Origin of the sequence: Synechococcus sp. BA-120 BA3 (assembly GCF_034931285.1) — a bacterium.
Classification (GTDB): Bacteria; Cyanobacteriota; Cyanobacteriia; order PCC-6307; family Cyanobiaceae; genus Cyanobium.
Genome location: NZ_JAYGHZ010000041.1, coordinates 1 through 10554 on the forward strand (window position 1 = coordinate 1; position 10554 = coordinate 10554).

15 protein-coding genes are annotated in these 10554 nt (G+C 68.0%); 9 read left to right on the top strand and 6 right to left on the bottom strand.

Annotated elements, in window-relative coordinates:
• On the top strand, positions 1 to 801 hold an 801-nt coding region (locus VB737_RS03340), incomplete at its 5' end, for an LCP family protein (RefSeq protein ID WP_500311126.1).
• Positions 802 to 815: 14 nt separating this feature from the next.
• Positions 816 to 1484: a MarC family protein gene (locus VB737_RS03345; RefSeq protein ID WP_500311128.1), complete on the top strand. Its 669-nt coding sequence runs from the start codon at positions 816 to 818 to the stop codon at positions 1482 to 1484.
• 51 nt (positions 1485 to 1535) lie between these two features.
• On the opposite strand, the gene VB737_RS03350 is transcribed toward VB737_RS03345, so the two are convergent.
• Both VB737_RS03350 and VB737_RS03355 read right to left on the bottom strand, forming a co-directional pair.
• The gene (locus VB737_RS03350) at positions 1536 to 3701 is read right to left on the bottom strand and encodes an AAA family ATPase (RefSeq protein WP_500311131.1); all 2166 of its coding nucleotides are present in this window, start codon (positions 3699 to 3701) and stop codon (positions 1536 to 1538) included.
• A 90-nt stretch (positions 3702 to 3791) separates the two neighbouring features.
• A complete protein-coding gene (locus VB737_RS03355; protein ID WP_500311132.1) occupies positions 3792 to 4013 on the bottom strand; it encodes a ribbon-helix-helix protein, CopG family in 222 nt (73 codons plus the stop codon).
• Between the two features lie 172 nt (positions 4014 to 4185).
• Here VB737_RS03355 and VB737_RS03360 point away from each other — a divergent pair, with 172 nt between their 5' ends.
• Both VB737_RS03360 and VB737_RS03365 read left to right on the top strand, forming a co-directional pair.
• Positions 4186 to 4416 (top strand): DUF433 domain-containing protein, encoded by a 231-nt coding sequence (locus VB737_RS03360; protein ID WP_500311134.1) that lies wholly within the window; start codon positions 4186 to 4188, stop codon positions 4414 to 4416.
• An 8-nt stretch (positions 4417 to 4424) separates the two neighbouring features.
• Positions 4425 to 4769, top strand: coding sequence for a DUF5615 family PIN-like protein (locus VB737_RS03365; RefSeq protein ID WP_500311135.1), 345 nt, complete (start codon positions 4425 to 4427; stop codon positions 4767 to 4769).
• A gap of 173 nt (positions 4770 to 4942) precedes the next feature.
• Here VB737_RS03365 and VB737_RS03370 read toward each other — a convergent pair whose 3' ends face one another.
• On the bottom strand, positions 4943 to 5317 hold the full coding sequence (locus VB737_RS03370) for a type II toxin-antitoxin system VapC family toxin (protein ID WP_500311136.1): 375 nt from the start codon (positions 5315 to 5317) through the stop codon (positions 4943 to 4945).
• On the bottom strand, positions 5314 to 5508 hold the full coding sequence (locus VB737_RS03375; RefSeq protein WP_500311137.1) for a type II toxin-antitoxin system VapB family antitoxin: 195 nt from the start codon (positions 5506 to 5508) through the stop codon (positions 5314 to 5316). The genes VB737_RS03370 and VB737_RS03375 overlap by 4 nt, the downstream gene beginning before the upstream one ends.
• Positions 5509 to 5745: 237 nt before the next feature.
• Here VB737_RS03375 and VB737_RS03380 point away from each other — a divergent pair, with 237 nt between their 5' ends.
• The 4 genes from VB737_RS03380 (at position 5746) to VB737_RS03395 (ending at position 9824) form a co-directional block, all read left to right on the top strand.
• Positions 5746 to 5925, top strand: a complete 180-nt coding sequence (locus tag VB737_RS03380) for a hypothetical protein (protein ID WP_500311138.1) — start codon at positions 5746 to 5748, stop codon at positions 5923 to 5925.
• Entirely contained in the window at positions 5925 to 6551 is a 627-nt protein-coding gene (locus tag VB737_RS03385; RefSeq protein ID WP_500311140.1) for a hypothetical protein, read from the top strand. Before VB737_RS03380 ends, VB737_RS03385 begins: the two co-directional genes overlap by 1 nt.
• Positions 6552 to 6621: 70 nt before the next feature.
• Positions 6622 to 9540, top strand: a complete 2919-nt coding sequence (locus tag VB737_RS03390) for a DEAD/DEAH box helicase (RefSeq protein WP_500311142.1) — start codon at positions 6622 to 6624, stop codon at positions 9538 to 9540.
• Between the two features lie 62 nt (positions 9541 to 9602).
• A complete protein-coding gene (locus VB737_RS03395) occupies positions 9603 to 9824 on the top strand; it encodes a DUF433 domain-containing protein (RefSeq protein ID WP_500311144.1) in 222 nt (73 codons plus the stop codon).
• Here the strand turns inward: VB737_RS03395 and VB737_RS03400 are convergent.
• Together VB737_RS03400 and VB737_RS03405 are read right to left on the bottom strand one after the other, a co-directional pair.
• The gene (locus VB737_RS03400; protein WP_500311146.1) at positions 9811 to 10002 is read right to left on the bottom strand and encodes a type II toxin-antitoxin system HicA family toxin; all 192 of its coding nucleotides are present in this window, start codon (positions 10000 to 10002) and stop codon (positions 9811 to 9813) included. The genes VB737_RS03395 and VB737_RS03400 overlap by 14 nt on opposite strands.
• Before the next feature lie 35 nt (positions 10003 to 10037).
• Positions 10038 to 10250 carry a type II toxin-antitoxin system HicB family antitoxin gene (locus VB737_RS03405; protein ID WP_500311148.1) on the bottom strand — a complete coding sequence of 71 codons (213 nt, stop codon included), beginning with the start codon at positions 10248 to 10250 and terminating at the stop codon, positions 10038 to 10040.
• Here VB737_RS03405 and VB737_RS03410 point away from each other — a divergent pair.
• Positions 10249 to 10458: a hypothetical protein gene (locus VB737_RS03410; RefSeq protein WP_500311151.1), complete on the top strand. Its 210-nt coding sequence runs from the start codon at positions 10249 to 10251 to the stop codon at positions 10456 to 10458. The genes VB737_RS03405 and VB737_RS03410 overlap by 2 nt on opposite strands.
• Positions 10459 to 10554: the final 96 nt, after the last annotated feature.

Below are 10554 nucleotides of genomic sequence, written 5' to 3' on the forward strand. Positions count from 1 at the left end.
GGTCCGGCCAGCCTGGCCGCCCCGCCGGCGCGGGCCATCACCCTGCTGGTGATCGGCAGTGATGCCGAGGCGATCGGCGCGCCGACCAACAAGGCCGCCCCCGCCGGGCCGGCCAACGCCGATGCCCTGCTGCTGGTGCGCGTCAACCCGCAGGGGCCCCTGCAGGTGCTCAACCTGCCCACTGAGCTGGCGGTGAACCTGCCCGGGCAGAAGGGCCCCAAGCGCCTGGGTGAGGCCTTTCGCCTCGGGGGCGTGGCCCTCACCGCCGATGCGGTGCGGGAGCTGGTGGGGCTGCAGCCCCCCTCCCCCGACCGCTACCTGGTGCTCCCGCGGGGGGCGCTGAGGGATCTGGTCAACGGGCTGGGGGGGCTGGAACTGAGCCCGCCGCGGCGGATGAGCTACACCGACAGGACCCAGAAGCTGACCATTGACCTGGAGGCCGGGCTCCAGCAGCTGGGGGGCGCCAAGGTGGAGCAGCTGGTGCGCTTCCGCGACACCTGGCTGGGCGACACCGGCCGCCGCAGCAACCAGCAGCTGGTGGCCAGCAGCCTCAGGGAGCGGATGCTGCAGCCGGAGCGGCTGGCGAAGCTGCCGTTCCTGGTGAGCCAGCTGCAGCCGAAGGTGCAGACCAACCTGACGCCGGGCGAAACCCTCAGCCTGCTGGCGGCCGGACTGGACGGCAGCCAGCCGGTGCAGTTCGCCAGCCTGCCGCTCAAGCCCGCCGAGGAGAAGCACAAGGGCCTGCGCCAGCTGGAGGCCGGCGCGACGCCGCCGCTGTGGAAGGAGCCGGCGGCCCCGTAGCGATACTGGGCCGCATGGCCATGCCTCCGGAACTGCTGGTGCCGAGCACCTTCCAGCACTACCTGCTGGGGTTGTTCGCCGTGGCCAACAACTTCCCCGCCATGGGGCCGTTCCTCACCCTGAGCCAGGGGGTGCCCGCCAGCCAGGTGCGGCGGGTGATCCGGATCACCACCCTCTCCAGCCTGCTGATCATGCTGGGGGCCTACTTCCTGGGCACGGCGGTGCTCCAGTTCTTCGGCATCAGCGTCAGCGCCTTCCAGATCGCCGGGGGGCTGCTGCTGGGCTTCAGCGGCCTGAGCATGCTCAATGCCACCGATCCGGGCGATTCCCACGAGAAGAACTTCGATATGTCCCGCATGGATGTGGGGCAGATGACCTCCTCGGCGATCGTGCCGATCTCCCTGCCCCTCACCACCGGGGCCGGCACGATGTCGACGATCACGGTGTACGCCGAGGCAGCCCGCAACCTGGATCTGCGTCTGCAGCTGTTCGCGGCGATCTGGGCGATGGCGATTCTGATCGGCCTGATGTTCACCTTCGCCACCCGCCTCACCCGGCTGCTGGGCCATGTGGGGATGACGGTGCTGATCAAGGTGATGGGCCTCTTCACCCTGGCGATCGGGGTGCAGTTCATCGCCACCGGCGCCACCACCCTGCTCAGCCGGGTGACCCTGAGGATCTGAGGCTGGCCGGGACGCTCAATCGGGCCGGGAGCCTCCCTCGGACCCTGACGTTCAATCGGGCCGGGCGCGACGGCGGAAGCTGAACCCTGCCGGCTGGGGGTCCTCGCTGCCGTTGGCCTCGATCGTCTCGCGGCAGCGCTGCAGCAGCTCCAGGCGCAGGGCCTCGGGGCTCTCGATGCGGATACCTCCGCCGAAGGCGAACAGCCAGTTGCGCAGGTCGATGTCGGCGGCCACGGTCCAGGGGGGCAGGTCGAGTTCCACCGGGTAGGGGTGGCTGCCGCCGGCCGGGCCGGGATCGAGCACGTGGGGGGCCCTGGGGTGGTGCCACCAGGTGTCGTCCGGGAGCGGCCGGGAGAAGCGGGTGTGCTCGATCGGATAGCGCTGCAGGCCCTCGCGGATGAAGGCGAAGGCCCAGGGGGCGCAGCGGAAGCGCAGGGTCTCCAGCGCCTGGCCGCGGCGCTGGGGGGAGGCGCCGGTGATCTGCCGCTGCTGCTCCAGGTCGGTGCCGAAGTAGATGCCGCCGCTGTGGTGCAGCAGCCGCTCCAGCCGCTTGAGGGCCGCCGCGTGGCTGCCTGAGCTGCGGCGCAGGTCGCCGAGGGCCTGGGCCATGGCGAGGCGATCGAGCCGCTCGCTGCGGATCAGCCCCTGGTCGTGGCCCAGGTGGTCCTCCTCGAACAGGAGATACCAGCCCACGTGGTGGAAGATCAGCTGCAGCGGCCAGACCCGCAGCTCGCCGCTGGGGCCGTCGGCATAGCTGCCCATGCCCGGGAAGCGCCTCAGCAGCACGCGGCGGTGCTCCACGATCGCCGTCTCGATCGCCTCGGCGCGGCGCGGCGCCGCCAGCGAATCACGCCGGACCAGGGCCATGTCCACCACGGTGTGGCGGGCGTAGCTGCGCACCGGCGCCTGTTCGGCGGCGCTGATGCCGGACCAGCCCAGCCGCTCGTCCAGTTCGACAAGCAGGTCCTGGGCGGAGGGGTCGGCCAGGCGTCCGGCGGTCTGGCGCACCACGTTGTGGAGTTCCCGCAGCCGCGGCGGCGACAGCACCGCGGTGCCCAGGCAGTAGCCGTGGCGCACGTTGTCGTTGCGGTGGCGGAAGCCGTAGGGGGTGAGGATCTTCTCGAGGTCCTTGCGCAGGGTGGCCGTTTCCCCCGGGAGGTACGCCCCCGGAATCGACGCGATGGCGGCGATCAGGTGCTCGTGCAGGTTGCCGCCGCACTCGGCCGGCCGGTCGAAGGGCACCTGGAGCAGGTGGCGCAGCAGGGTCATCACCCGCAGGAACACCGGTCCGTCCCCCATCGGCGGCAGCCCGCCATGCACGGCGGTGGGCCGGCTGCGGGCCAGGGGCGCCAGCTGGATCGGTGTGGTGGCGGGCAGGGCGCTGCAGAAGCCGTTGGCCTCCAGCCAGGCCAGGTCCTGCCGGATCGCGGCCGCATCGGCGTAGCAGCTGCCGTGCAGGCGGCCCAGGAAGGCGGCGGCCCGATCGGCCAGATCGCCCTGCGGCAGGGGGGAGAGGATCGCCGCTAGCTCCTCGGCGCCGGCGGGATCGCTGGCCGCCAGGTCGGGCCAGGTGCTCAGCAGCCGGATCAGGTGCAGCAGCCGCTCCAGATCGAGCAGGCGCGAATAGCCGTGGCGCTGCACCTGGCGCTCCCGGTTGGTGGCCGAGCGGATGCGACGGTCGAGCCCGGCCAGTTCGGCCGCCAGCACCGGACCCAGATCGCTGTGGTGGCTGGGCACCACGGTGCAGAGGGCGGCGAGCCCCTCCGCACGGGAGGGCCCGAAGTGGGGATCGGCCAGGGCGGCGGCCATCTCCTGGATCACCGGCACCGGCACCGGCCGGCTGCGCCGGGCGTTCCAGGCCAGCGAGGTGGGCAGGTCGGTGTACAGCCACCAGCCGATCCACTCCACCGGAGCCGGCAGGGGCAGGCCCTGGGTGATCGCCAGCCGCCAGGCCCGGCGGGCGTGGGTGGCATCCACGATCACCGGGATGCCCGCCGCCACGGCCTCCACCAGGCGCTGGTGCAGCCGCTGCTGGATGTCCACCCAGGGGCCCTGCACCGCCGCATCTCCGAAGACCTCCGCCCGGATCGCGTCGGTGGAGAGCAGCAGGGCGGGGGGCTCCCCGGGGCCGGCCAGCAGGGGCGCCAGGGCCCGGGCGAGGGTGGTCTTGCCGCTGGCGGGCTGGCCGATCAGCAGGTGGCAGCGCAGGGGCGCCATGGCGACAGCAACCGGGGAGACCCCACCACTCTTTCGCACGAGGGGTGTTCCCGTCTGCCCCGTGGCCACCGCTCAGCTGAGAGGGTCCGTTCAGGAAACATCCCTGAACACGTCGTTGTCGTTGAGCCAGCCGGCCGCCTCCCCGAAGGGCAGGGCCTGGCCACGCAGGTGCTCGAAGCGCAACAACGGCAGCTGGCGCCGCAGCGCCTCACGCACGATCTCGCTGCGGGAGCGGCCTGTTTCTGCGCAGGCTGCTTCCAGCTGCTGCTCAAGGGCCTCGTCAAGCCAGATGGTGAGCAAAGACTCCTTCATGGCCTTTATGGTGCCCTCCCTGGTCTCCTCGCTTGGCAGTCATCCAAGCTCTGGCGCTGTCAGCATGAAGGACACGCCTTGCCGTTTGCCCGAGATGTCCCAATGATTGTGCTCGCTCCATGACAGTTCTACGTAAGGTTCAGGCAACCACCTCCACCGCAACACTCGAACGATGACCACCTCCGAACCTCTGATCACCTGCACACCGGGCATTCGCAGTGGTAAGCCCTGTATCGCCTCCACACGCATCACGGTTTCGGATGTACTCGAGTATCTGGCCGGTGGCATGAGCCAGGACGAGATCCTCAGTGATTTCCCCGATCTCAGGCCAGAACATATACAGGCGGTGCTGCGTTACGCCGCTGAGCGTGAGAAACGTCTCAGCGAACTGACTGTCGCCTGAGCGGGGGCATGACAAAGCGTTTGCTGCTGGATGAAAACCTGAGCCCAAGGCTCGTTTCCGCGCTCTCTGAACAGTTTGCGGGCAGCATGCATGTCCGTGATGTGGAGCTGAAGGGCAGAAGTGATCATCAGATCTGGAAGTTTGCTGCCGACCACGGCTTTACCATCCTGACAAAAGACGATGACTTCCGCGCCCTAAGCCTGCTGCGTGGTGCCCCGCCGAAGGTGATCTGGCTGGTGGTGGGCAACACCAGCACAGCAGAGATCCTGCGAATCCTGATGGCTCACTCCCCTGCCATCGAGGCTTTCATCACTGAGCCGATCACTTCCCTGCTCACGCTGCGCAAGCTCTGACCAAGGCACTCCTCGGCATCAGCTCGTCGACGCAAAGACCACGTTCATCTTCAGCCTTGGCTGCAGAATGTTGGTGTCGATCAGAAGTCTCAGCACCGAACCGAGCCAGGGCACAGAGTTGCGCCCATTGGGCCGCCCAGTTGCTTCCACCAGGGGCTCTTGCCAGTTAGGCCTCACCCGGGCCCTGCTTCCGCCACCACCAACCCATGCTCTTCAGCCACGGCAGCGAGGCGGCGATCCTGGGCCCACAGGCGGCAGTGGCTCAAGCGGGCGGAGGCAAGCAGGTGGACATCGACATAACCGATCCCTCGGCCCATCAACTGGTCGCGCTCGATCAGCAGCAGCACTTCCTCGTCGCTGGCCACCACGGCTGCCGGAAGACCCTGCAGAAGACTCAGCACCTGCCGGCGATGGCGCAGATGGCCGCAGGCGAGTTCACCGATTACCCAGGGATGGATCAGCACCTCGCCTTCCAGCAGGCGCGTGGCGAGGCGCGGCATGCCACAGCGCAGGTGTTCCACCCACACGGAGGTGTCGACGAGGATCACGTCGTACTGCGGCGACGGGGGATCGACTCCAGCGCGGGTTGACTGCCTCCAAGCGCTGCAAGACGCTTCGCGCTTTCGCGTTGCACCAGGGCCCGCAGGGCTTCCTTGAGCAGGGCGCTGCGTTCCAGATCTCCGCACAGCTGCTCGGCCCTGGCGAGCAGGTCATCGTCGAGCGTCACGGTGGTTCGCATGCTGTGCCTACGGCTGGCATCAGTCTAGGCATCTTTTGATGATGCATTTGATGATCAGGGGGAGTCCATGGAAAGGGCTCAGCAGCAGCCTGGCAGGAGTTTGAGGCTCCGGGAGCTGCTGGGACCGTCTACCAGCCGATCGCCCTGGACGAGCTGCTCACCGCGATCCAGGCGCCGGTGGTGAGGGTCGTCGCCTCTTTCGCACGAAAGGTGTCCCGGCGAGCGATGGGGGCGGCGATGCTGCCTTCCGCAACCCCTCCGTCCCGCGTGGCCAGCCCCTACCGCCCGCCGATGCCGCTGGAGGACCTGCCCACCCTCGACGACCTCGAACTGGCCTTGCACCAGTCGAGGGTATGCCGCCACGGCCATAACCCGTGCCTGCAGCACCTGCGGCTGGCCTCCCGGGAGCATGGCTGATGGAGCGCCTGCTGGGCATTGGCACCGACGTGCTGCACCAGGGCCTGCTGGCCGGCCTGGCCGGGGTGCAGCGGGTCCCGCCCCGCTGGCGCTGCGGCGACCACTGGGCCGGACTTGTTGGCCTCGGCCTGCTGGATGGGGCGATCGTGAGTGCGTTCTGCCTCCCGCAGCCGCTGCCTCCCGGTGAGGAGCCTCTCTGGGATGGCCTACGGGCCCTGCCCCTGGGGCGTCTGCGTCTGCAGCTGGTGGCCGCCGCGCCAGCAACGCGTTGGGTGCTGCTGCCCCCCAGGGGTGCGGCTCCGCTGCTCCATCAGGCCGTGATCGCCCGGGGCTTCGCGGTGGAGCCCCAACCGGTGGCCTGCCTGGAGCCGGCCGCCTGGGTGAAGCGGGCCCGGGAGCGGAGGCTGGCCCTGCCGCTCTGCCCGGCGCTGCTGGAGCCCGGCTGGCTGACCGCCAACGGGCTGGAGCCCCTGGCTGAGCCGCCGCTCCTGGCGGAGGAGCTCTGGCTGCTGTTGCCGGAGGTGGCGGTGAAGACCAGCCCGGTGCGGCAGTGCCTGGAGGGGTTGCGGGCGGGGATCAGCCAGGCCCAGGTCGCCGCGGCTACCAAGGCGGAGCTGCAGCGATGAGAAGGAGTGTCGTTTGCAGCAGAGCGACGCAGACTGGAGGCGTTGTCACCCTCCAGCCGACGGGCTGCTGATGCCAGAAGCCGTTCTCGCCCCCGGAGCCCGCATCGAGTGCCGCAGCGCCGAATGGCTGGTGCGCAGCCTGGGCCGCAGCTCCGATGGCCAGCAGGTGGTCGACGTGGTGGGCGTGTCGCCATTCCTGCGGGAGAAGGAGGCCCGCTTCCTGGTGGAGGTGGAGAAGGCTGCCGGCAGCTTCAAGGTGCTGCAGCCGGAGGACACGGCCCTGGTGAGCGACCCCTCACCGCGTTACCGCGACAGCCTGCTGTTCCTGGAAGCACACCTGCGCCGCTCGGTGCCCACCGACAACGCCCTGGTGGTGGGCCATCGCGCCGCGATGGATGCCCTGCCCTACCAGCTGGAGCCGGCCGCCAAGGCCCTGGCCATGCCACGCCAGCGGCTGCTCATCGCCGATGCGGTGGGCCTGGGCAAGACGCTCGAGTGCGGCATCCTCTGCAGCGAAATGATCCGCCGCGGCAGGGGCAAGCGGCTGTTGGTGGTGACCACCAAGAGCATGCTGGTGCAGTTCCAGAAGGAGCTCTGGACGCGCTTCTCGATCCCGCTGGTGCGGCTGGATTCGGTGGGCATCCAGCGGATCCGCGAGCAGATCCCCACCAATCAGAACCCGTTTCACTACTACGACAAAGCGATCGTCTCGGTTGACACGCTCAAAAACGACCGCGACTACCGCTTCTATCTCGACAATGCCAGCTGGGACATCATCGTGATTGATGAGTGCCAAAACGTGGCCGAGCGGGCTCGCGGCGCCCAGAAGAGTCAGCGGGCCCGGCTGGCGGAGCGCCTGGCGACGCGCTCTGAGACGTTGCTGCTGCTGTCGGCGACACCGCACGACGGCAAGCCGGAGAGCTTCGCGAGCCTGATGAACATGCTCGACCCCACGGCGATCGCCGATCCGAGCAAGTACAGCAAAGACGACATCAAGGATCTGTATGTGCGGCGCTTCCGCAAGGACGTGATCGCCGATCTGCGCAGCAGCGTGAAGGAGCGCGACACCGCCGATGTGGAGTGCCCAGCGAGTGAGAAGGAAGAGCGGGTGTTCGCCCTGCTCAAAGACCTGAAGCTCCCCGACAGCGACGCCAAGGCCAAGGCGGGCCAGCTGTTCAAGACCACCCTGGCCAAGAGCCTGCTCTCCAGCCCGATGGCGGCGCTGCAAACGGTGCGCAACCGCCTCAAGCGCCTCGAGGCCGCCGCCACCCCGGCCCCCGCCGACCAGGCGGCGTTGCAGGAACTGGAACCGCTGCTGGCCGCCATCGGCCCGGCCGACTTCTCCAAGTACCAGCGTCTGCTGCAGATGATTCGCAGCGACTGGGGCTGGAGCGGCAAGGATCCCAAAGACCGGATCGTGCTGTTCACCGGCCGGCGTGAAACCCAGCGCTTCCTGGTGGAGCACCTGGCCGCTGATCTGGGCCTGCCCAAGACCGCCGTGGTAGGCCTCGATGGCGCCATGCCGGATGTGGAGCAGACGCGGGTGGTGGAGCAGTTCGCCCAGGAGAAGGAGGCGGTGCGGATCCTCGTCGCGACCGAGGTGGCCTCAGAAGGCCTGAACCTGCACTACCTCAGCCACCGACTGGTGCACGTCGACATCCCCTGGTCGCTGATGACGCTGCAGCAGCGCAATGGCCGCATCGATCGCTACGGCCAGGCGCAGCAACCCCAGATCCGTTACTTGCTCAGCTGCTCCCGCAGCGAAGGCATGGGCGATGCCGAGAAGGTGCTGCGGCTGCTCAAGCGCAAGGACGAGCAGGCCCAGCAGAACATCGGCGATCCGGCGGTGTTCCTGGGCGTCTACGACGCCGTGGGCGAGGAGGAGGAGATCAGCCGGGCGTTTGAGAGCGGCACGGTGGAGGCGCTGGAGCAGCGCATGGATGCCAACGCCCAGCCCTACCTGGACCAGGGCAGCGGCGACAGCCTGTTCGAGGAGCTGTTCGGCAGCGGCTCATCAGACGACGGGGACACCACCGCCGACTCCACTCCACCGCTGCAGGTGCAGCAGCGCCAGCCCTTCAGCCTGTTCCCCAGCCTCTGGAGCTACGTGGACACGGCCCTGGAGGCGGTGGCCGAGCAGATGGAGCGCCGCGGCGAAAAGCTCGATCTGCGCGCCGATCAGGAGCAACAGCGCCTGGAGATCACACCGCCCAGCGATCTGCAGCGCCGCTACGACCGCTACCCCCGGGAACTGCAACCGCCCCGGGGCCAGCGCCTGGTGCTTTCCACCGAGGTGGCCGCCTTGCAGCGGGCCCTGGAGCAGAGCCGCCGGCAGGATTCCAGCCGGCCGGAGCTGGAATACCTCTGGGACCTGCACCCGCTGGTGGACTGGCTGGCTGACAGGGGCCAGATCACCTTCCAACGCCACTGCGCGCCCGTGCTCCAGCTCGGCGATGGCCTGGATCCAGGCGAGGTGGTGATGGTGTTTCAGGGCACGATCCCCAACCAGAAGGGGGTGCCGGTGGTGCAGGAGTGGGTGGCGGTGCGCTTCGCTGGATCGGGCCTGAACGTGGTGGCAGTGGAGCCGTTTGAGGCGGTGGCCGAGCGGCTGCAGCTGGGCCGCAAGCCCTATGCCAACCCCAATGCCCCGATCCCCATCCACCTCCCCAAACAGCTTCCCTTCGCGGTGAAACGGGCCAACGACTACCTGATGAGCTGCGCCGATCGCTGGACGGCTCGCATGCAACCGGAGCTGCAGGCCCAGCGCGAACGCCTCAAGCGATTGCGAGGCCGCCAGGTGGAGCAGCTACAGCTCAGCTTCGCGGCAGATCAACGGCCGCAGCAGATCAAGGAGAAGCGGCGCCTGGCCCAGCAGAAGGCGATCGACGTGCGCTTCGACGATCACGAACGCTTTGTGAATGAAGTGATGACCATCGAACCCGCCCCCTACCTCAAGGTGGTGGCGGTGCTGCACCGGGACAGCAGTTGATCAGGCCTCACCAAGCACCATGCATCACGTTGAGTCCCCCCGTCTCCATCACCGTGCCCCCCATGGGCTCCCCACCTCCCCTGATCACCTGCACCCCAGGCGTGCGCAGCGGCAAGCCCTGTGTCGCCGGCACGCGCATCACCGTGTCGGATGTGCTCGAGGTTCTGGCCAGTGGCATGAGCCAGGACGAGATCCTCAGTGATTTCCCTGATCTCAGCCCTGAACACATTCAGGCGGTGCGCAACTTCGGGATAGAACCGCCAAAGGGACTCAGCGATTGCTGATGAAATCATCTGGAGTCATGCCGATGTCTTTTGCGATCTGGCGAAGTAATGGCGGCGAAATGTCCCGGCCTTTATGGAAGGGAACGGTTGTAAAACGTCCTGACGGGTCTTTGAACTGTTGGTGGGAGCCTCGCTGGCGGACCATCTCGAAGCCGAGCTTTCGCAGGATCTCAACCACTTCGGAAGGTTTGAGAACTGGTAGCGATCCCACCGTCAGGCCGGAATACAGATCTGCTGGAGCCCCACGAAATCGGCATCCAGGCGCGGTTCGCCATCCTCGAGCAGCATGGCGATCACCTCTTCCAGGTTGGCCTGCAGCTCATCGAGGCTTTCGGCCTGGCTGTGGGCTCCTAGGAACCCCGGCACATAGCCCACCAGCAGTCCGGTTTCAGAGCAGCGCTCGATCACCGCTGAAAAAGTCCGCATGGGGTCCGCTCCGGTCCCCCCATTCTGTCGCCTGCTCGCTCTCGACGCCCGCCACCACCTGACCATGGCCCTCCCCGGCATCAGCAACGCCAACGAGTTCTATTCGGCCCACTACCTCGAGAGTGTGCTGGCGGGCGACATCAAGAAGGTGCGCGAGCGCTGGGCCGAGGAAGCCAATGACGTGACCCCCTTTATCGGTCCAGGGTGAATGAGAGTGGGTGGATGTGGTCATGCTGCAGCTCCCTGCTGAGCTGCTTCCAGGGGCGTCAGTCCCTGGAGGGCCGAGTGCGGCCTGAGCGAGTTG

Bases quoted from the DNA above. Each gene is read 5' to 3' on its own strand.
- VB737_RS03345 (WP_500311128.1), top strand. From the start codon at position 816: ATGGCCATGCCTCCGGAACTGCTGGTGCCGAGCACCTTCCAGCACTAC.
- VB737_RS03350 (WP_500311131.1), bottom strand. From the start codon at position 3,701: ATGGCGCCCCTGCGCTGCCACCTGCTGATCGGCCAGCCCGCCAGCGGC.
- VB737_RS03355 (WP_500311132.1), bottom strand. From the start codon at position 4,013: ATGAAGGAGTCTTTGCTCACCATCTGGCTTGACGAGGCCCTTGAGCAG.
- VB737_RS03360 (WP_500311134.1), top strand. From the start codon at position 4,186: ATGACCACCTCCGAACCTCTGATCACCTGCACACCGGGCATTCGCAGT.
- VB737_RS03365 (WP_500311135.1), top strand. From the start codon at position 4,425: ATGACAAAGCGTTTGCTGCTGGATGAAAACCTGAGCCCAAGGCTCGTT.
- VB737_RS03375 (WP_500311137.1), bottom strand. From the start codon at position 5,508: ATGCGAACCACCGTGACGCTCGACGATGACCTGCTCGCCAGGGCCGAG.
- VB737_RS03380 (WP_500311138.1), top strand. From the start codon at position 5,746: ATGCTGCCTTCCGCAACCCCTCCGTCCCGCGTGGCCAGCCCCTACCGC.
- VB737_RS03385 (WP_500311140.1), top strand. From the start codon at position 5,925: ATGGAGCGCCTGCTGGGCATTGGCACCGACGTGCTGCACCAGGGCCTG.
- VB737_RS03390 (WP_500311142.1), top strand. From the start codon at position 6,622: ATGCCAGAAGCCGTTCTCGCCCCCGGAGCCCGCATCGAGTGCCGCAGC.
- VB737_RS03395 (WP_500311144.1), top strand. From the start codon at position 9,603: ATGGGCTCCCCACCTCCCCTGATCACCTGCACCCCAGGCGTGCGCAGC.
- VB737_RS03410 (WP_500311151.1), top strand. From the start codon at position 10,249: ATGGGGTCCGCTCCGGTCCCCCCATTCTGTCGCCTGCTCGCTCTCGAC.
- VB737_RS03405 (WP_500311148.1), bottom strand. From the start codon at position 10,250: ATGCGGACTTTTTCAGCGGTGATCGAGCGCTGCTCTGAAACCGGACTG.